This window comes from Micromonospora sp. NPDC000121 (genome assembly GCF_042899165.1).
Lineage (GTDB): Bacteria > Actinomycetota > Actinomycetes > Mycobacteriales > Micromonosporaceae > Micromonospora.
In genome coordinates, this window is record NZ_JBIAZP010000005.1 from 362514 (window position 1) to 381846 (window position 19333).

19 protein-coding genes are annotated in these 19333 nt (G+C 75.0%); 4 read left to right on the top strand and 15 right to left on the bottom strand.

Features of this window, described 5'->3' with window-relative positions:
• Positions 1-209: 209 nt before the first annotated feature.
• Complete coding sequence (locus ACFY23_RS17605) at positions 210-404, bottom strand: hypothetical protein (protein WP_350680433.1); 195 nt, start codon at positions 402-404, stop codon at positions 210-212.
• Positions 405-776: 372 nt separating this feature from the next.
• On the opposite strand from ACFY23_RS17605, the gene ACFY23_RS17610 reads away from it, so the two are divergent.
• Positions 777-2066, top strand: coding sequence for a CAP domain-containing protein (locus ACFY23_RS17610; protein ID WP_350680435.1), 1290 nt, complete (start codon positions 777-779; stop codon positions 2064-2066).
• A 107-nt stretch (positions 2067-2173) separates the two neighbouring features.
• Positions 2174-3016 carry an endo alpha-1,4 polygalactosaminidase gene (locus ACFY23_RS17615; protein ID WP_350680437.1) on the top strand — a complete coding sequence of 281 codons (843 nt, stop codon included), beginning with the start codon at positions 2174-2176 and terminating at the stop codon, positions 3014-3016.
• 52 nt (positions 3017-3068) lie between these two features.
• Here the strand turns inward: ACFY23_RS17615 and ACFY23_RS17620 are convergent, their stop codons facing one another.
• The 12 genes from ACFY23_RS17620 to ACFY23_RS17675 all read right to left on the bottom strand — a co-directional run bounded on the left by ACFY23_RS17620 (position 3069) and on the right by ACFY23_RS17675 (position 15707).
• Positions 3069-5285: an MMPL family transporter gene (locus ACFY23_RS17620; protein ID WP_350680439.1), complete on the bottom strand. Its 2217-nt coding sequence runs from the start codon at positions 5283-5285 to the stop codon at positions 3069-3071.
• 221 nt (positions 5286-5506) lie between these two features.
• Positions 5507-6364: a bifunctional DNA-formamidopyrimidine glycosylase/DNA-(apurinic or apyrimidinic site) lyase gene (gene mutM, locus ACFY23_RS17625; RefSeq protein ID WP_350680441.1), complete on the bottom strand. Its 858-nt coding sequence runs from the start codon at positions 6362-6364 to the stop codon at positions 5507-5509.
• Positions 6357-7154, bottom strand: coding sequence for a ribonuclease III (rnc, locus tag ACFY23_RS17630; RefSeq protein ID WP_350680443.1), 798 nt, complete (start codon positions 7152-7154; stop codon positions 6357-6359). The genes mutM and rnc overlap by 8 nt, the downstream gene beginning before the upstream one ends.
• A complete protein-coding gene (locus ACFY23_RS17635; protein ID WP_350680461.1) occupies positions 7151-8125 on the bottom strand; it encodes a phosphate acyltransferase PlsX in 975 nt (324 codons plus the stop codon). The genes rnc and ACFY23_RS17635 overlap by 4 nt, the downstream gene beginning before the upstream one ends.
• A 135-nt stretch (positions 8126-8260) precedes the next feature.
• On the bottom strand, positions 8261-8434 hold the full coding sequence (gene rpmF, locus ACFY23_RS17640; protein ID WP_091096818.1) for a 50S ribosomal protein L32: 174 nt from the start codon (positions 8432-8434) through the stop codon (positions 8261-8263).
• A gap of 5 nt (positions 8435-8439) precedes the next feature.
• Complete coding sequence (locus ACFY23_RS17645; RefSeq protein ID WP_350680445.1) at positions 8440-9003, bottom strand: YceD family protein; 564 nt, start codon at positions 9001-9003, stop codon at positions 8440-8442.
• Positions 9004-9112: 109 nt separating this feature from the next.
• Positions 9113-9610: a hypothetical protein gene (locus ACFY23_RS17650; RefSeq protein ID WP_350680447.1), complete on the bottom strand. Its 498-nt coding sequence runs from the start codon at positions 9608-9610 to the stop codon at positions 9113-9115.
• A 221-nt stretch (positions 9611-9831) separates the two neighbouring features.
• Positions 9832-10320 carry a pantetheine-phosphate adenylyltransferase gene (gene coaD / locus ACFY23_RS17655; RefSeq protein WP_350680449.1) on the bottom strand — a complete coding sequence of 163 codons (489 nt, stop codon included), beginning with the start codon at positions 10318-10320 and terminating at the stop codon, positions 9832-9834.
• Positions 10317-10880 (bottom strand): 16S rRNA (guanine(966)-N(2))-methyltransferase RsmD, encoded by a 564-nt coding sequence (gene rsmD, locus ACFY23_RS17660; protein WP_350680451.1) that lies wholly within the window; start codon positions 10878-10880, stop codon positions 10317-10319. Before rsmD ends, coaD begins: the two co-directional genes overlap by 4 nt.
• Before the next feature lie 51 nt (positions 10881-10931).
• A complete protein-coding gene (locus ACFY23_RS17665) occupies positions 10932-11864 on the bottom strand; it encodes a serine hydrolase domain-containing protein (protein WP_350680453.1) in 933 nt (310 codons plus the stop codon).
• 34 nt (positions 11865-11898) lie between these two features.
• Complete coding sequence (recG, locus tag ACFY23_RS17670) at positions 11899-14097, bottom strand: ATP-dependent DNA helicase RecG (protein ID WP_350819124.1); 2199 nt, start codon at positions 14095-14097, stop codon at positions 11899-11901.
• Entirely contained in the window at positions 14094-15707 is a 1614-nt protein-coding gene (locus tag ACFY23_RS17675) for a DAK2 domain-containing protein (RefSeq protein ID WP_350819126.1), read from the bottom strand. The genes recG and ACFY23_RS17675 overlap by 4 nt, the downstream gene beginning before the upstream one ends.
• Positions 15708-16076: 369 nt before the next feature.
• On the opposite strand from ACFY23_RS17675, the gene rpmB reads away from it, so the two are divergent.
• Together rpmB and ACFY23_RS17685 are read left to right on the top strand one after the other, a co-directional pair.
• Positions 16077-16268: a 50S ribosomal protein L28 gene (gene rpmB, locus ACFY23_RS17680; protein WP_088963534.1), complete on the top strand. Its 192-nt coding sequence runs from the start codon at positions 16077-16079 to the stop codon at positions 16266-16268.
• A gap of 294 nt (positions 16269-16562) precedes the next feature.
• Positions 16563-17819, top strand: coding sequence for an ATP-grasp domain-containing protein (locus ACFY23_RS17685; RefSeq protein ID WP_350686145.1), 1257 nt, complete (start codon positions 16563-16565; stop codon positions 17817-17819).
• A 60-nt stretch (positions 17820-17879) separates the two neighbouring features.
• Here the strand turns inward: ACFY23_RS17685 and ACFY23_RS17690 are convergent, their stop codons facing one another.
• Together ACFY23_RS17690 and ACFY23_RS17695 are read right to left on the bottom strand one after the other, a co-directional pair.
• A complete protein-coding gene (locus tag ACFY23_RS17690) occupies positions 17880-18347 on the bottom strand; it encodes a GNAT family N-acetyltransferase (protein WP_350686146.1) in 468 nt (155 codons plus the stop codon).
• Positions 18348-18376: 29 nt separating this feature from the next.
• On the bottom strand, positions 18377-19315 hold the full coding sequence (locus ACFY23_RS17695; RefSeq protein WP_350686148.1) for a thiamine-phosphate kinase: 939 nt from the start codon (positions 19313-19315) through the stop codon (positions 18377-18379).
• Positions 19316-19333: the final 18 nt, after the last annotated feature.

A 19333-nucleotide genomic window follows, 5' to 3' on the forward strand; every position in this document is an offset into this window, starting at 1 on the left:
CACGCGACCCGCCTGACGGGCGCCCGGCGGGGCCGGCCGGGGTACGCCCGGCGACGTCGAGGTGACCATTTTCCGGCCGTTCCCGAACCGGTCCGCACAAGATCACGAATTGGCGCCGGCGAAAAGGGGTGCGGACAGAGCTGCGCGCCGGCACAGAAGTGTCGGCGCGCTTTTTTGCGTGATGCGATTCAGTTTTTCGACCCCGGAGTTCAGGTCAGCGCGGGCTCGGCCAGACGGAGCAGATCGTCCGCCTCCGTCGCAGCCGCCGCGAGCCGATCGTTCTCGGCACGCAACCGCGTGATCTCGAACTCCAGTGCCCGAACCGTGGCACGCAGTCGGGTGACCTCGTCGAGCAGACGCCGGTCGGGCGCTGCACCTACGTGGCCGTACAGGGCCTTCGCCATGATGACTCCTTGATATGCGCTGCCGGAAAGGCCGGCCAACGCGCGCCCAATGTGTACGCGGCTGTCATTCCAGGCGATTCTGGGCATGACCGGGCGCGACTGGCGACACCTATATATTGAGCCGATACCCCCTCCTTCGTCAAGTTCCCGCAGGCCGTAGATCATTTCCACGTCGACCTGTCCACTTGTCGGGGGGCTGCCACAAGGCGCGGACACTCTCTGTCCGGACACCTTTACTCTACGCCCCGGTTCCCGGGAAGTCCCTACCCGGCCGTCCGGCTTCCCCTTAACTCTTTCTTAGCCACGTTGCCGCAGCTCAGAGCCGCCACGTAGCGTCACTCCGCCCGCAACCGACCCCCTGGAGGCAGAGGCGTGTACCGCTGGACCGACCCGAACGACCCGGACGGCGCCGGCCGGCGCCCCGAGCAGCCGCACAGCGAGGAGCCGGCCTGGCTGACCGACCGTCCGGAGCCGAGGTCGGCCTACCTGTTCGGGGACGACCCGGACCGACCCGCCGACGAGTGGCACCGCGACCAGCCGACCGCGCGCTGGCAGGCGGAGCCCGCCGAGCCCGCCGCACCCTGGCCCGCGGAGCCCGCCGCGCACCGGCAGACCGGAGACGCCGAGCCCGCCGCGCACTGGCGGGCCGAGCCCACCGAGCGCTGGCAGGACGAGCCGACCGGGACCTGGCCGGCCGGTCCCGCCGAGCCGACCGCCACCTGGCAGGCCGAGCCGGGCGTTCGCGGGCACGCCGACGCCGATCTGCGGGACGGCGGGCCGTACGGGGCCGAGGTGTTTCCGGCCGACGGGCGGGCGGCCGGCGGCTGGCCGGTCGACGCCCCGACCGCCCCGATCGACCTCGCCGCGAACGAGGACGGCACCGCCGGGACGACGCCCGGCGAGGGCCGGCACCGCCGCCGCCGCGGCTTCCCTCGCCCGGTGCTGATCGGAGGCGCCGCCGCGGCCGCCACACTGGTGGTGAGCCTCGGCGTCGGCGCGGTCGCGCTGGGCGGCGACGGCCCGAAGACCGACCCGACCGCCGTCGACGACACCATCGCCGCCGCCCCGGCGCTGCCGGGCACCGAGGAGACGCCCGGCGACGCGCTGACCACCCCCACCCCGAGCGCCGCACCGACCACCGCCACGGCCACCCCGTCGCCCACGAAGGCCACCAGGCCCACGCCGGCACCCTCGCGCACCACCGCGCCCTCGCGGCGCACCGCCGAGCGGAGCACCGCGCCGTCCGGCGGCGGCACGAAGGCGCCCGTCAGCAGCGGGGTCAGCGCCCAGGCCCGCGAGGTGGTGAACCTGGTCAACGCCGAGCGCGCCAAGGCCGGCTGCGGGGCGCTGAGCATCGACGACAAGCTGATGACCGCCGCCCAGCGGCACAGCCAGGACCAGGCGGACCACCGGAACATGTCGCACACCGGCAGCGACGGCAGCGACGCCGGCGACCGGCTGGACCGGGTCGGCTACGCCTGGCGCACGTACGGCGAGAACGTCGCCTGGAACCAGAAGACGCCGGCCGCGGTGATGGACGCCTGGATGAACAGCTCCGGTCACCGGGCCAACATCCTGAACTGCGCCTTCACCGAGATCGGCGTCGGCGTGGCGAACAGCAACGGGCCGTACTGGACGCAGGTCTTCGCCGCGCCGCGCTGAACGCGAGTCGTGGCCGGGTCCGCGCTCGTTTGACCGGGTGAGGTGCGCCGGATCGGCGTACCCGCTCCGGGCGGCACTCCGCCGCCCCGGCACCCGGGAGCTTGCCGATGCGGATCCGGCCGCGTACGCGCGGCGTCGGGCGGGGCCCGCGCCGGGTCCTGGCCGCCTGCCTCGTCCTCGCGCTGCTGAGCACGGTCGGCGGCTGCCGGGTGGCGCTCACCCCGCCCGGCGCCCCGACCACCTGGCCCGCGGAGTCGGCCGGCCGGTGGCGGTGGCAGTGGCAGCTCAGCGGGGTGCTCGACCCGACCGTCGACGCCGACGTCTTCCTGCTCGACCCGGTCGCCACCACCACCGCGCAGACCGCCGAGCTGCGCTCCCGGGACCGCCGGCTGGTCTGCCAGGTGCACGTCGGGTCGGTCCTGCCCAGCGACCCGGACGCGACCCGCTTCCCGGCCACCGCGCGGGGTGCCGCAGCCCGCCGTCCCCAGAGCCGCTGGCTCGACGTGCGGCAGTGGGACGCGCTGCGGCCGGTGCTGGCGGACCGGTTCCGGCTCTGCCGGGGCAAGGGCTTCGGCGCGGTCGCGCTGGCCGACGCCGACGGGTACGCCCACCGCTCCGGCTTCCCGCTCGACTTCGACGACCAGTTGCTGTTCAACCGCCGGCTGGCCGAGCTGGCCCGATCCCTGGACCTCTCCCCCGGGCTGGTCAACGACGTGCCGCAGGTGGCCGCCCTGGCGCCGGACTTCGACTTCGCCGTCAACGAGGAGTGCGTGCGGCTGGCCCTGTGCGCCAAGCTGCTGCCGTTCGTCGAGGCCGGCAAGCCGGTGTTCCACGCCGAGTACACCGGCTCGACCGCGGACTTCTGCGTCACCACGGTGGGCTACGGCTTCTCCTCGATCCGCAAGGACCGGGAGCTGGACGCCTGGCGGGCCTCCTGCCCGGTGTTCTGACGCGGTGGGGGCCGGACCGCGGTGTGCGGTCCGGCCCCCACCGTCGCGTGGGTCAGCGGGCGCCGACCAGCTCCGGGGCCGGGGCCGGCGGGTCCGTGGGGACCTTCGCGGGGCGCTCCCGCAGGAACTTCGGGGCCCACCAGTTCGCGTCGCCGAGCATGGTCATCAGCGCCGGCAGCACCACCGCGCGGATGATCGTGGCGTCCAGCAGGATCGCCGCCGCCAGGCCGATGCCGAGCTGCTTCATGTCGATCGTGCTCAGCGTGGCGAAGATCGAGAAGACCCCGACCATCACGATCGCCGCGCTGGTCACCACGCCGGCCGAGGAGGTGATGCCGTACGCCACCGCGTCCCGGTTCGACATGCCGGCCCGGATGCCCTCGCGGATCCGGCTGACCACGAAGACGTGGTAGTCCATCGAGAGCCCGAACAGCACCACGAAGAGGAAGAGCGGCAGCCAGGTGACGATCGCGCCCATCGAGGTGAAGCCGAGCAGGCCCTCGGCCCAGTCGCCCTGGAAGACCAGCACCAGCAGCCCGTACGCGGCGCCGGCGGAGAGCAGGTTGAGCAGGATCGAGCTGAGCGCGATCACCACCGAGCGGAACGTCAGCATCATCACGAGGAACGTCAGCACCAGCACGAAGCCGATGACCAAGGGCAGCTTCGACCGGACGTGCTCCGCGTAGTCCTCGCTGGCGGCCACGCCCCCGCCGACCGCGTACTCCACACCGGGCACGCCACCGAGCGCGGCCGGGACGAGGTCGTCCCGCAGCCGGTCCAGTGAGCGGACGGCCTCGTCGGTGCGGCTGGCGTACGGCGTCGCGACCTCCAGCACCGCCACCCGCTGGTCGGCCGACACCTTGATCTTCGGGCCGCCGGCCTCGGTCGGGGCGAAGAGCGGGTCGGCCGCGGCGTGGTCGGCCAGGCCGGTCAGCGCCGCCTTCACCCGGTCCGCCTCGGCGGCCGGCGCCCGGACAGCGACGGTGTGGCTGGTGCCGTTGCTCGGGAACGCCGTGGTCAGCCGGTCGTACGCCTGCATGGCGGACGTGCTGCGCGGCAGGTCCTCCATGCCGGGGAACTTGAGCTTCATGCCCAGCGCGGGCGTGGCCAGGGCGAGCAGCAGCCCGACCGAGATCACCAGGGTGACCACCGGCGCCCGCAGCGCGGGCTTCAGCACGGCCGGCCAGAAGCGCGGCTTCGCCTCGCCGTGCCGCCCGGTACGCGGGGCGGTCAGCCGCCACAGCAGCGGCACCCGGGGCCGGTCGACCCAGCGGCCGAGCTTGGCCAGCAGGGCCGGCAGCACGGTCAGCGAGCCGATCACCGCGACCGCGACGACCAGGATCGAGCCCACCGCGAGGGAGGAGAAGGTGGCGTCGTTGGCGAGCAGCAGCCCGCCCATCGAGATCATCACGGCGAAGCCGGAGACCACGACGGCGTGACCGGAGGTCTCCGCGGCGATCTCCACCGCGTCGAGGCCGGAGCGTCCCTTGGCCCGTTCCTCGCGCTCGCGCCGCACGTAGAACAGCGAGTAGTCGACCCCGACCGCCATGCCGATCAGCAGGATGACGCTGGCCGTCGTGTCGGTCGCCGGCACCAGATGCGAGGCGAGGGTGGAGAGCCCCAACGCCGCGGCTACCGAGGAGAGCGCCAGCAGCACCGGCACGCCGGCGGCGATCAGCGCCCCGAACGCGATGATCAGGATGGCCAGCGTCACCGGCAGGCTGAGCAGCTCGGCCCGCTTGAAGTCCTCGCCGAGCGTGTCGTCCAGCGCCTTGCTGATCGACGGGCCGCCGACCTGCTCGACGCGCAGCTGCGGGTGCTCCTCCTGCACCCGGGCGGTGGCGTCCCGCAGCGGCTGCACCCGGTCCGACGCGCTCTCCGCGTCACCCGACATCGTGATCGGCACCAGCAGCGCGGAGCCGTCCTGAGCCGGCACCGGCTCCCCGACCGAGGCGACCCCGGTCACCGAGCGCAGTTCGGCCGCCGCGTCGGCGGCGGCGGCCTTCGCCGCCCCGAGGTCCAGCGTGCCGCCGCGCGCCGTGATCAGGACGTTCTCCACCGCCGGGTCGGCGAAGTCGCCGGCGTCCACGATCAGCCCCGCCCGGCCCGACTCGCCGACGGCCTGGTCGCCCTGGGTGGCCTCGTTGAGCCCCGCGGCGCTCCCCCCGACGAAGCACACCGCCACGAACACCACCCACAGCGCGATGGCCCGCCACGGATGCTCCGCGCTCCACCGCGCGAGCCGCACCGTCACCGGTCTTGCCCCCATTCCGGGTCCCCCTGTCACGTCAACCCCCTGTCAACGGGGTTGACGCTATGGACGGAACCGGCCCGGGACATCAGGGAACGGCCCCGGCCCTTCCCCGGCACCTGTACGTGGCCTGAACGGCGCTCCGGCCGGGCGAGCCGTGCCGAAACGGGCGCGGGGGAAGGGCGATCCCCGACCGGCCGGGGCCGACGCGCCGACCGCGACCCGGAAACGCCTCGGGGTCATCCCCGAACGGCCCCCCGGGGGCGGGGCTGGCAGCGCGGGCAACTGTAGGACGAACGGTTCATGAACGCCTCCCGACGTACGGGCGCGCCGCAGCGGTGGCACGGCAGGCCCTCCCGGCCGTAGACGTTCAGCGACCGGTCGAAGTAGCCGCTCTCCCCGTTGACGTTGACGTAGAGGGCGTCGAAGCTGGTGCCGCCGGACTTGATCGCCTCGGCCAGGACGTCCCGGACGTGGCCCAGCAGCCGCAGCGCGGCCGGGCCGGTCAGCGCGTCGGTGGGGCGGGCGCCGTGCAGCCTCGCCCGCCACAGCGCCTCGTCGGCGTAGATGTTGCCCACCCCGGAGATCAGCGTCTGGTCCAGCAGGGCACGCTTGACCTCCGTACGCCGTCGGCGCAGCGCGGCGACGAACGCCGCGTCGGAGAACTCCGGGTCCATCGGGTCGCGGGCGATGTGCGCGATCTCCGCCGGCAGCTCCGCGCCGCCTGCGGAGACCGCCAGCCCGCCGAACGTGCGCTGGTCGACGAAGCGCAGCTCGGGCCCGTCGTCGGCGAACCGGAACCGGACCCGCAGGTGCGTCTCGTCGGGCGTGTCGGCCGGCTGCACCAGCAGCTGGCCCGACATGCCCAGGTGCCCGACGACGGCGTCCCCGCTGTCCAGCGGCAGCCAGAGGTACTTGCCCCGCCGGCGCACGTCGCGCACCGTCCGGCCGGCCAGCACGTCGGCGAAGTGCCCGCCGCCGGGCGCGTGCCGGCGCACCGCGCGGGGGTGGTGCACCTCGACGGACGCGATCCGCCGGCCGGTGACCCACCGGGCCAGCCCCTGCCGGACCGTCTCGACCTCCGGCAGCTCAGGCACGGCCCAGGCCCGCCTCGACCTCGGCCCCCGCCGCCTCGCCGGCCGCCTCGGCCCGCTCCCGCTCGGCCCGCTCCTTCTCGGCCTGCTCGGTGAGGGTGCGCCAGGCCGCCTCGGCGGCCCGCTGCTCGGCCTCCTTCTTGCTCCGCCCGTCGGCCCCGCCGTAGCGGTTGCCGGCGACGACCACCCAGGCGGTGAAGGTCTTGAGGTGGTCGGGCCCGGTGCCCTCGATGCGGTACTCAGGCACGCCGAGCCCCAGCGCGGCGGTCAACTCCTGGAGGCTGGTCTTCCAGTCCAGGGCGGCGCCCCGCCCGGCCGACTCGGCCATCAGCGGGTCGAACAGCCGGTGGATGACGACCGCCGCGGTGTCCAGCCCGTACTGGAGGTAGATCGCGCCGAGCAGCGCCTCCAGGGTGTCGGCGAGGATGCTGGCCTTGTCCCGGCCGCCGGTGGTCTCCTCCCCCTTGCCGAGCAGCAGGTAGGCGCCGAGCCCGTCCGGGCCGAGGCCGCGCGCCACGTCGGCGAGGGCGCGCATGTTGACCACGCTGGCCCGCAGTTTGGCGAGCTGCCCCTCGGGCAGGTCGGGGTGGTTGTGGAACAGCGCAGTGGTGATCACCACGCCGAGCACCGAGTCGCCGAGGAACTCCAGCCGCTCGTTGGTGGGCAGGCCGCCGTTCTCGTACGCGTACGAGCGGTGGGTCAGCGCGCGCTCCAGCAGCTCCGGATCCAGGCTGACGCCGAACGCGGCTTCCAGGTGACCGACGGACGCCCGCCGCCGCTTGTCGTTGCTCATGATGTGGGTACCTCGGTGTCGGTGGTGCGGTCGGTGCTTTCCTCGCGGTGGCCCGCCTCGGCGCCGTCGAGCAGCGCGCGGACCTGGTCGGCGGCGCGCCGCCGCCAGAGATGGGCGGCCAGGGCGATGCCGGAGGCGACGTCCTCGGCCCGGGCCGCGCCGTGGCAGACGACCACCGTGCCGGCCACCCCGAGCAGGGCGGCCGCCCGGGGGGCGCCACCGCCGGGCGGGAGCCCGCCGGCCATCGCGTACGCGCCCTCGATCGCCTTGAGCAGCACGTTACCGGTGAAGCCGTCGGTCACCACCACATCCGCGCGCGCGCCGAGGGAGACGTCGTACCCCTCGACGAGGCCGACGTAGCGACCCCCGCAGGGCAGCGACGCGGCGGCGAGGACGGGATCGGCGAGCCGGCGGGCACGGTCGCCCTTGCCGGCCTCCGTGCCGACCGAGAGCAGCCCGACGCGCGGGGTCGCGACGGCGTGCGCCACCGCGGCGTAGGCCGCGCCGAGGACGGCGTGCCGGGCGAGGGTGGCCGGGCGCGGCTCCAGTGAGCCGCCGACGTCGAGCAGGACCACCGGGCCGGCGACGGCCGGCAGGGTGGCGACCAGCGCGGGACGGCGTACGTCCGGCCAGCGGCCGAGGCCGAGGGCGACGGCGGTGACGGTGGCGCCGGTCGAGCCGGCGGAGACGAGAGCGTCCGCGGCCCCGTCGCGGACGGCGTGCACGGCGGCGCGGACGGTGCTGTCGGAGCGGGCGGCCACGGGGTGGTCGGCCATGCTCACGGCGGTGCGGACCGGCCGGACGGCGACCCGGGCGCGCTGCGCCGGGTCGAGGGCGTGGACCACCTTTCCGGCGGTCTCGGTCGGGCCGACGAGAAGCAGATGTAGGTCGGGATCGGCGCGCACGGCCCGCAGAGCGCCGTCAACCACGACGTCGGGAGCGTCGTCCCCGCCGAGGAGGTCAACGGCGATCCGCGCGGTGCCCGGCTCCGCCGCGACGCCGGCCGGGTGAGTCCGGCCGGCGTCGGTGGGAGCCGGGGCACCGGGCGTTCGCCAGGGTGCGCGCGCCGCCCGACCTGCGGTCGGGGGCGTCACTCGGCGTCCAGGTCAGACCTCGAGGACCTGGCGGCCGTTGTAGGTGCCGCAGACGGAGCAGGCGGCGTGCGGCAGCTTGGCGGACTTGCACTGCGGGCAGGCCACGGTCGCGACCACGGCAGCCTTCCAGTTCGCCCGGCGGGCGCGGGTGTTGCTGCGCGACATCTTGCGCTTGGGGACGGCCACGGTTCCTACTCCTCTTTACGGGTCAGTTGCGACAGGCCCGCCCATCGCGGGTCGATCTGCTGGTGACTGTGGTCGGCCGGCAGATCGTCCCAGTGCACCCCGCAGTCGGGGCACAAGCCTGGGCAGTCCTCCCGGCAGAGCGGGTTGGTCGGCAGCGCGAGCACCACCGCGTCCCGCAGCGCCGGCTCCAGGTCGATCAGGTCTCCCTGCATCCGGCCCACCTCGTCCTCGTCGGTCGTGGAGTCCGTGGTGCTGTTCTCGTACGCGTACAGCTCCTGGATCCGCACGGCCACCGAGTCGTTGATCTCGCGCAGGCAGCGGCCGCACTCGCCACGCACGGGACCGGTGACGGTCCCCGAGACGAGCACGCCCTCGGACACCGACTCCAACCTCAGGTCGAGGTCGAGGTCCGCGCCCTCCGGCACGCCGATCAACTCCACGCCGAGGTCCGCCGGTGCCGGTGCCACCCGCTTGACCGTACGCAACGCACCAGGCCGGCGCGGCAGCTCCCTCGTGTCGAGGACCAGCGGCGACCTGGGGTCGAGTGTCGATGGCGAATGTTTGGGCATAGTCAGACTCCGGCCGGTGAGAGGCCGACAAAAAAGGTTACCTGGGCGACCGCCGGACCGTCGAACCGGGGGCGACGCCCGCCCCGTCTGTCGGCTGGTGAGGTGCCGCTCAGAAGGGTAGCGGGCGTTCCGCCTCATCCCCAGCGAAGGTGCCGATCTCCCGCAGCGCGTGCATCTTGTCCCGGCCGCGCTCTATCGAGGCGAGCGCCCGGGTGAGGAACTGCTCGAAGTTGGCCAGCGCGGTGTCGACGTAGTCGTCGACCTCCTCGCGCAGGCGCTGCGCCTCGGCCCGCGCCTCGGCGATGATCCGGGCGCCCTCGTGCTCGGCGGAGACGGTGATCTCGTTCACCGAGACCAGGCGGGCGTGTTCCGCCTCACCCTCGCTGATGATCCGGTCGGCCTCCCGCTTGCCGGCCTCCATGATCTTGTCCCGCTCCTCGAGCAGCGCGACGGCCTTGCGCACCTCCACGGGGAGCTCGGCGCGCAGCTCGTCGAGGGCCGCGATGAACTCGCCCCGGTCGACCATGCAGTTGTTGCGCGACATCGGGACGGAACGCGCCTGCTCCACCATGGCGATCAGTTCGTCGATGCGATCGAGCGAGTCCACCGGTACCTCACTCCTGTCGTTCGTCGGGCCGACCTACATGATGCGGGCTACGGCCGGGTTCCCGCTCCACACATCATGTCGCGCCACGACCACACCGCGCCTCTCACCCCGGCCCGGCGCGTCGCGCCGCCCGTCCCGCCGGCTCCGTACGGGCAGGCGGCGGGCGGGGGCCGGCGGGCGGTCGGGGTCGGCGCGCCCGACCCCCCGGTGGCGGGCGGAGATCAGTCGCGGGGCGGCGGCGCGAGGCGGGCCCGCAACTCCTCCCGGACCCGGTCGGGCACGTGGGCGGAGATGTCGCCGCCCCACTTCGCCACGTCCTTGACCAGGCTGGAGGAGAGGAACGAGTAGAGCGGGTTGGTCGGCATGAACAGCGTCTCGACGCCGGCCAGGCCGATGTTCATCTGCGCCATCTGCAGCTCGTAGTCGAAGTCGCTGACCGCCCGCAGGCCCTTGATCAGCACGCTCGCCTGCTGCGCGCGGCAGAAGTCGACCAGCAGGCCACGGAACGACTCGACCCGGACGTTGTCGTAGGAGGCGGTCACCTCGCGGAGCATGTCGATGCGCTCCTCGACGGTGAACAGGCCGCTCTTCGACTGGTTCACCAGCACGCCGACGATCACCTCGTCGAACAGGCGGCTCGCCCGGCCGATGATGTCGAGGTGTCCGTTGGTGACCGGATCGAACGAGCCGGGACACACCGCACGTCTCATGATCGGCGACCGTACCAAAGGGTGGTTTCGCCGTACCGGCGGCTGCGCTCGCCGGTGACACCGTCCACCCACCCGACCGGCCCGGTGCGGCTGGACCGCTCCACCACGACCAGGGCGTCGGCGGCCAGCCACCCGCCGCCGACCAGCGCGGCGAGCATCGCGGTGACCTCCGCGTCCGACACCGCGTAGGGCGGGTCGGCGAAGACCACGTCGTACGGATCGCCTTCCGGGCCGGCCGCCAGCACCGTGGCGACCTTGCCGGTGACCAGCCGGGCGGCCGGGGCGGCGCGCAGCGCCGCGACGTTCTCCCGGATCACCCGGGCCGCGCGCGGGTCGGACTCCACCAGCAGCACGTGCGCGGCGCCCCGGGAGAGGGCCTCCAGGCCGACCGCGCCGGATCCCGCGTAGAGGTCGGCGAAGCGGGCGCCCGCCAGGTCCACCTCGGCCTGCACCGCGCTGAACAGCGCCTCGCGGACCCGGTCCGAGGTGGGCCGGGTGCCCGCCCCGGGCGGGGCGGCGATCCGGCGGCCGCCGAGCGTCCCGGCCACGATCCGGGTCACCGATTCCTCCTGCTCATGCGCACGACGCTACGCGACGGCCACCGCGGCGGGTCAGCCGGCGGCGAGCACCGTGTCGACCAGGGCATGCTCGAACTCGTCCTGGTTGGTCAACACCACCAGCCGCCGGTCGGACTCCGGCAACCAGGCGGCGAAGGCCTTGAAGCCGGCGTTGTCCCCAGAGTGGTAGACCGCCCGTTCCCCCGCCAACGGCCCCACGAAACAGCCGTAGCCGTAGCCGCTGGCGGCGATCCCGGTCGGCGCGACCGAGGTGGTCATCCGGGCGACCGAGGCGGGCTTCAGGAGCCGTCCGCGCCGCGGCACGTCGAGCCAGGTGAGCAGGTCGTCGGCGGAGCACCACACGTCCCCGGCGCCGATGTTCACGGTGTCCAGGTCCCAGGACGGAACCGGCGCCCCGGCGGAGTACCCGACGGCCACGCCGTCCCGGTCCCGTGGGGCGCCGGCGAAGCTGCCGGTCATACCGAGCGGCGTGAAGATCTCCTTGGCGAGGAATTCGGCGTACGGCCGGCCGGCGGCCCGCTCGACGGCATGGGCCAGCAGCACGTAGCCCGGGCTGCTGTAGTGCCAGCGCGATCCGGGGGTGAACAGCGGCGGGACGCTCCGGAACTGTGCCAGCAGGTCGTCGGGGTCGGTGGGCCGGCCCAGATCGATCATCGGGTGATCCGACCAGTGGCCCAGGCCGGACGTGTGGGTCAACAGGTGGTGCAGCGTGACCGGGCGCCACTCCGGCGGGCAGCGCGGCACCCAGCGGTCGACGGGATCGTCGACGTCGAGCGTCCCACGTTCGGCGAGAAGCAGCACGGCCGCCGCGGTCATCTGCTTGCTGATCGACGCGATCTGGAACCGGGTCGCTCGGGAACACGGCGTCCCGGCGACGTCGTCCGCCGAGCCGGTGACCCGCTCGACGACGAGCTTGTCACCCTGAGCCAGCAGAAGCACGCCGCGCGTGAGGGGAAGAGTCGACATCGACCGATCGTAGACGCGTCTGCCCGGCCGGCGGTCAGCCCTTTTCCAGGTATTCGGCGCGCTCCTCGTCGACCAGGGCCGCCACCGAGGCCGCCAGCGCCGGGTGCCGCGCCAGCTCCGGATCCTCCTCGACCAGGGCGATCGCCTCGGCCCGGGCGTCCCGGATCAGGTCGGCGTCGCGCAGCAGCGACAGCAGCCGCAGGTGCGAGCGCCGCCCCGACTGGGTGGCCCCCAGCACGTCGCCCTCGCGTCGCTGCTCCAGATCCAGCTCGGCGAGCTTGAACCCGTCCGTCGTGGAGGCGACCGCGTCGAGCCGCTCCCGCGCGGACGCGCCCTCCAGCGCCTCGGTGACCAGCAGGCAGAGGCCGGGTGCCGAGCCCCGGCCGACCCGGCCGCGGAGCTGGTGCAGCTGGGACACGCCGAACCGGTCGGCGTCGAGCACGATCATCACGGTGGCGTTCGGCACGTTGACGCCCACCTCGACCACCGTGGTGGCGACCAGCACGTCGACGTCGCCGGCGGCGAAGGAGCGCATCACCGCGTCCTTCTCGTCGGCGGGCAGCCGGCCGTGCAGCACGCCGATCCGCAGGCCGTGCAGCGGCCCCTCGGCGAGCAGCGGCGCCACCTCGGTGACCGCCATGGGCGGCCGCCGCCCGTTGTCGTCGACCGGCGGCTCCTCCTCGCTGGCCGGGCCCTCCCCGATGCGGGGGCAGACCACGTACGCCTGGTGGCCGGCGGCCACCTCCTCGCGCAGCCGCCGCCAGGCCCGGTCGAGGAAGGCCGGCTTCTCGGCGGCCGGGACCACGTGCGAGGCGATCGGCGAGCGGCCCTGCGGCAACTGGGAGAGGGTCGAGGTCTCCAGGTCGCCGTAGACCGTCATCGCCACCGTGCGCGGGATCGGGGTGGCCGTCATCACCAGCACGTGCGGCGGCTGGTCGGCCTTGGCCCGCAGGGCGTCGCGCTGCTCGACGCCGAACCGGTGCTGCTCGTCCACCACCACCAGGCCCAGGTCGGCGAAGTCGACGCCCTCGTAGAGCAGGGCGTGGGTGCCGAGCACGATGCCCGCCGCCCCGCTGGCCACCTCGGCCAGGGCGCGCCGGCGGGCCGCCGCGCCCAGGGAGCCGGTGACCAGCTCGACCCTGGTGGCGTCGTCGGCCGCGCCCAGCTCGCCGGCCCGGCCGAGCGGCCCGAGCAGGTCGAGGATGCCCCGGTGGTGCTGCGCGGCGAGCACCTCGGTCGGGGCCAGCAGCGCGGCCTGCCCGCCGGCGTCGACCACCTGGAGCATCGCGCGCAGCGCGACCACCGTCTTGCCGGAGCCGACCTCGCCCTGGAGCAGCCGGTGCATCGGGTGGGCGGTGGCCAGGTCCGCCGCGATCTCCACCCCCACGTCCCGCTGGCCGGGGGTCAGCTCGTACGGCAGCCGGGCGTCGAACGCGGCGAGCAGGCCGCCGGGCTTCGCCGGACGGGGCCGGGCCGGCCACGCGGCGGCCCGGTGCTTGCGCTGCACCAGGGTGAGCTGCACGGCGAACGCCTCGTCCCACTTGAGCCGCCGCCGGGCCCGGTAGAGCGCCTCCTTGCTGGACGGCCGGTGGATCTCGCGCAGCGCCACGTCGATGCCGACCAGGTTGCGACTCGCTCGCACGGCGGCGGGCAGCGGGTCCTCCGGCGGGGTGAAGGTGTCCAGCACCACCCGGACGCAGCGGGCGATCACCCAGGTGGGCACCGCCGCGGCGGCCGGGTAGACCGGGATCAGCGCGCCGGCGAACTCCTCGATCTCCTCGTTGGCCGCCGCCTCGCCGTCGCCGCCCTCGCCGAGCAGGACGTACTCCGGGCCGTTGAGCTGCCGCTTGCCCCGGAACTCGGTGACCTTGCCGGCGAACAGCCCCCACCGACCGGGGCGCAGCTCCCGCTCCCGCCACGCCTGGTTGCCGAAGAAGGTGAGGGTCAGGGTGCCGCCCGAGCCGTCGCCGACCGTCACCTCCAGCAGGTTGCCCCGGCGCTGGCGCATCGGGCGTACGGCGGTGCGCTGCACCTGGGCCAGCACGGTGACCTGCTCGCCGACGTCGAGCGAGCGGATGTCGGTGTGCTCGCCGCGCTCGTCGTAGCGGCGCGGGAAGTGGTAGACCAGGTCACCCGCGGTGTGCAGGTCGAGGTGGCCCGCGAGGGCCTTCGCGGTCTTCTCCCCGACCAGCTTCTTCAGCGGCGTGTCCACCGTGCACGGCTCGGACGTCATTCGACCCCCACCAGGAGCGGATAGTGCGGCTGCCCGCCCGGGTACGCCTGCACCTCGACGAACGGCCAGCGCCGGCCGACGTGCTCGCGGACCGCCTCGGCCAGCCCGGCCGGGGCGTCCGCCCCGGAGAGCAGGGTGACCAGCTCGCCGCCGCCGCCGAGCATCCGGTCGACCACGGCGGCGCAGGTGTCGGCCAGGTCCGACCCGATCAGGTGCACCTCGCCCTCGACCAGCGCCAGCACGTCGCCAGGGCGGCAGGGGCCGGCGACGGTCAGCGCCTCGCGGCTGGCGTAGCAGACCTCGGCGTAGCGGCAGGCGCCGGCCGCCTCCGCCATCGCGATCACGTCGTCCTCGAAGCGGCGGGCCGGGTCGCGCACCGCGAGGGCGGCCAGCGCCTGCACCGGGGACCGGGTGGGCACCACGCTGACCTTGATCCCCAGCCGGTGCGCCTCCTTGGCGGCGGCGCTCGCCACCGCCTGCGTGTTGGGGTCGTTGGGCAGCACCACCACCCGGGCGGCGCCGGTCGCGCGGATCGCGTCCAGCAGCTCGCCGGTGGACGGGTTGCCGGGCACCACCGTGGCGCCCTCGCCGGCGACGAGCTCGGCGATGCCCGCGCCGGCGGCCACGACCACCGCCGCGCGGCCGTCGCGCGCCATCGGCGGGGCGGGGGCCTCCTGGTCGGCGAAGCGGGTGACCGAGATGCGGTGCGGCCGGCCGGCGACCACGCCCGCCTCGATCGCCGCGCCGACGTCGTTGACGTGCACGTGCACGTTCCAGGTGCCCGCACCGGCGCTGCCGTCGCCGACGACCACGAGCGAGTCGCCCAGGGCGGCCAGCTCGGCCCGCAGCCGGGCCACCGCCTCGGGCGCGGCGTCGAGCAGGAACTGCACCTCGTAGGCGTACTCCTCGGAACCGGTCTCGCGGACGGCGGTGGCCGGCGGGCGGGCCGCGCGCGACGCGGGCGCGGGATGCCCGGGGCTCTCCCCGGTGACGACCTCGACCAGGGCGTCGAGCAGCAGGCAGAGGCCCCGACCGCCGGCGTCGACCACGCCGGCCCGGGCCAGCGCGGGGAGCTGCTCCGGGGTGCGGGCCAGCGCCCGCGCCGCCTCGCCCGCCGCCGCCCGGGCGACCGCCCGCAGGTCGTCGCTGTCCGCCCGCTCGGCGGCGCGGGCCGCGGCGGCGACGACGGTGAGCAGCGTGCCCTCGACGGGGCGGGCGACGGCGGCGTAGGCGGCCGTGGTCGCGTCGCGCAGCGCGGCGGCCAGCTCCCGCCCGCGCACCGCGGGCACGGCGGAGACCGCGTCGGCGAAGCCGCGCAGGATCTGCGACAGGATCACCCCGGAGTTGCCCCGGGCGCCGAGCAGCGCGCCCCGGGCCATCAGCCGCAGCGCGTGCCCGTGCGGGGTGTGCCCGTCCTCCGGGAGGGTGCCGAGGTCCATCGCCAGCGCCTGCTGCGCGGAGGTGAGGGTGAGCACCAGGTTGGTGCCGGTGTCGCCGTCGGGCACCGGGTAGACGTTCAGGTCGTCGATCTCGCCCTGGTGCCGCCTGAGCGCGGCCAGCCCACCCGCGCACCAGCGGCGGATCGCGGCGGCGTCGAGGGTGTCCAGCACGGCGAGAAGCCTACTGGCGGGCACCGACGCGCGCCGGGGTCCGCCGGCCGTCCGGCGGCGTGTCCGGCCCGGCGCCGCCGGCCGCCCGTCAGGTCGGCGCCCCGACGAGCCCGCGCCACCCGGTCCGGTGGTCGGGGGCCGCCGGTTCCCGTGGCCGCGGCCGGACTACCCTCGTGGTCGCGTCCCTTCCTACGGTGCCGCCGGAGGGGACTGCGAGACCGGACCACCGCGACCGCGTCGTGCCGACCCACCCCGAGGCGCCGCCCGGGGCCGGTTGGTCGGGTGCGCGGGTCATCGGGTAACCTGGCCAGGTTGCCCGGGCAGCGCCTGGCGGCGACCTCATGAACGTTTCAAACCCAGGAGTATCCCGTGGCTAGCGTGTGCGACGTCTGTGGCAAGGGACCGGGCTTCGGCCACAACGTGTCCCACTCGCACCGGCGGACCAACCGCCGCTGGAACCCGAACATCCAGTCGGTGCGTACCCCGGCCGGTGGCGGGAACACCAAGAAGATGCAGGTCTGCACCTCGTGCATCAAGGCTGGCAAGGTCACCCGCGCCTGACGCGGTAGGCACCAGCTACACACTCGTCAGTGCCGGCGGGCCCCACGAGGGCCCGCCGGCTCTGTCGTGTCCGGGTCGCCGGCCTCGTGCCGGGGTTCCGGCGCCCCGGCCGCGCGCCCGTCCCGACAGGCCGGCCCCGCGTCGCCCGGGCCGGCTCGTGTCGGGTCCGGGCGGGTCGGCTGACGGGTACGCGACCGCCCCTCCGCCGCACGTCGCGGGCCTGGTTAGGGTCTGCCTGCGCCGCGAGTCCGGATCGGGCCGGCGCGAGGAGCAACCGAGCGCGGAGGACGACTGGTGCAGCTTGACCTAGGCCGGGACGAGATGGTCATCGTCGGCGCCTCCCTCGGGATGCTGCGCTGGTTCAGCGAGGAGCTGCCCGCCGACAGCGTCGTCCTCGTCGAGGAACCGGACGTCATCGAGCGCCGGGGGCTGGATCGGTTCGCCCGCGAGATGCCCTTCATCTCCCGCGTGGTGCCCGCCGAGTACCAGCTCGGCTTCGACGCCGCCGCGCTGGTCGCCCGGGAACCCGGGCTGGCCGCCGCCCGGCTGGTCATGCCCGGCCTCGAGTACGCCGTCGGGGCCGCCGCCCGGCTCGCCGAGGCGCTCGGCCTGCCCGGCGCCGGTCCGGCGGCGGCCGACGTCTTCTCCGACAAGCACCGGATGCGGCTGCTCGCCGCCGAGGTCGACCTGGCCAACCCGGCCTTCGCGCTGGTCGACTCCCCCGCCGCGGCGACCGGGTTCGCCCGGCGGCACGGCGGCCGGTGCGTGCTGAAGCCCACCCGCCGCTCGGGCAGCCTGGGCGTGCAGATCATCGCCGACCCGGCGGAGGTCGCCGGGGCGTGGGCGGGCACCGCCTCGCCCGAGGACCCGCCGGAGGCGACCGGCCGGGGGCTGCCCACCGGCGTCCTCGTCGAGCAGGTCGTCGACGGGCACGAGCACAGCGTCGAGCTGCTCGTCGCCGACGGCGAGGTGATCTTCGCCAACGTCACGGACAAGCGGGTGCTCCCGGGGCGCTCCCCGGTGGAGACCGGCCACACGGTGCCGACCGCGCTGCCCGACGCCACCCGTCGGGAGCTGGTCGGGGTGGCGACCCGGCTGGCCGCCGCCGCCGGCTTCCGCACCGGCACGCTGCACAGCGAGTGGATCGTCGCCGACGGGGTGCCGACGCTGGTCGAGTGCGCCGCCCGGCTGCCCGGCGACATGATCACCGCGCTGGTGTCGATCGCGTACGAGTGCGGGTTCGTCGAGGCGTACCTGCGGACGCTGCGCGGGGAGCGGCCCGCCCTGCCCGCGCGGCCGACCGGCGCGGCGGCGGTCGAGTTCCTGCTGGCCGCGCCCGGCACCGTCACCGCCGTCGACGGACTGCGCGCGGCCCGCCGGGTGCCCGGGGTGCTGGAGGTGCAGCTCGACGTGGCGGTCGGCGACACCGTGACGGAGGTGACGTCCTCGCTGAGGCGCAGCGGTCACCTGCTGGCCTGGGGCGCCGACCCGGCCGAGGCGACCGGCGCGGCCGGCAAGGGTGCCGAGCAGATCCTGTTCACCACCGCCTGAGCGCGCCGCGCCCGGCCCGGCGACTTGCCCGGCCGGGCCGGGAGCCCCTCGGGCCGCGGCTCAGAGGGTGCGGCCGAACGAGAGGCAGCCCGGGGCGTCCTTGTAGAAGCCGAAGTTCGGGATCCGCTCGTAGCCGGCCGCGGTGTACATGGCGATGGCCTCGGGCTGCTTGTCGCCGCACTCCAGGACGATCCGCTTGCGCCCGTGCTCGCGGGCCGAGCGCTCCACGGCGGCCAGGACCGCCCGGGCCACGCCCCGGCCCCGGGCCGCCGGTGCGGTGTACATCCGCTTCAGCTCGGCCGTGTCGCCGTCGTCGCCGTGGCTGCGCCAGCCGCCGCAGCCGACCGGCTCGCCGCCGAGGTGGGCGACGAGGAAGGCGCCGGCCGGCGGCACGAACTCGCCCGGGTCGACCGGGGTGTCGTCGCCGCTGCCGCCGTACCGGGCGCCGAGGTCGGCCAGCGCGGCGCGGATCAGCCGCTGCGCGACCGGCGAGTCGAAGCGCTCGACGCGGATCTCGATCTCACTCACGGAGTAAAGGGTACGACCAGCGCCGGCCCTTACCGGAAGTGGTCCCAGCCGGCGGGTCCGTCGTACGGGCCGCCGTCGACCGTGACGCCGGAACCCTCCGTCACCCGCCCGATCGGCCGCCAGTCGGGCGGCAGCGCCACCGCCGGCGGGAAGGTCGCGGCCAGCGCATGGTCGTCGCCGCCGGTGAGGAGCCAGGAGTACGGGTCGACGCCGAGGGCCTGGGCGGCGTCGCGCATCTGCCGGGGCACCTCGAAGGCGTCCCGGCGCACGTCGAGGGCCACGCCGCTGGCCCTCGCCACGTGCCCGAGGTCGGCGAGCAGCCCGTCCGACACGTCGATCATCGAGGTGGCGCCGAGCCGGGCCGCGTGCGGTCCGGCCCGGTACGGCACCTCCGGCCGCCGGTACGCCTCCACCAGCAGCCGCGGCGTCCGGAAGCCCCGGGAGAGCACGGTCAGTCCGGCCGCCGCGTACCCGGTCCGGCCGGCCAGGGCCAGTACGTCCCCGGGCCGCGCCCCGGAGCGCGTCACCGGCGGCCGGCCGCCGAGGTCGCCGAGAGCGGTGACCGCGATCGTCAGCGTGGGGCTGGCGGACATGTCCCCGCCCACCACGCTCGCGCCGACCTTCGCCGCCTCAGCGCCGAGCCCGTCGGCGAGTTCCTCGGCCCACCCGGTCTCCAGCTCCGGCGGCATGCAGAGCGCGACCAGCAGCGCCGTCGGCTCCGCCCCCATCGCGGCGATGTCGGCCAGGTTGGCCGCCGCCGCCCGGTGGCCGACGTCACGCGCGGCGGACCAGTCCCGCCGGAAGTGCCGCCCCTCCACCAGCACGTCCGTCGAGGCCGCGACCCGGGCGTCCGGGGCGGCCACCACCGCCGCGTCGTCCCCGGGACCGAGCAGAACGCCCGATCCGTACGACAACCGGGCGGTCACCCGGTCGATCAGGCCGAACTCGCCGACCCCCGCGACACTCATGCCGGCCCTCCGCCGTGC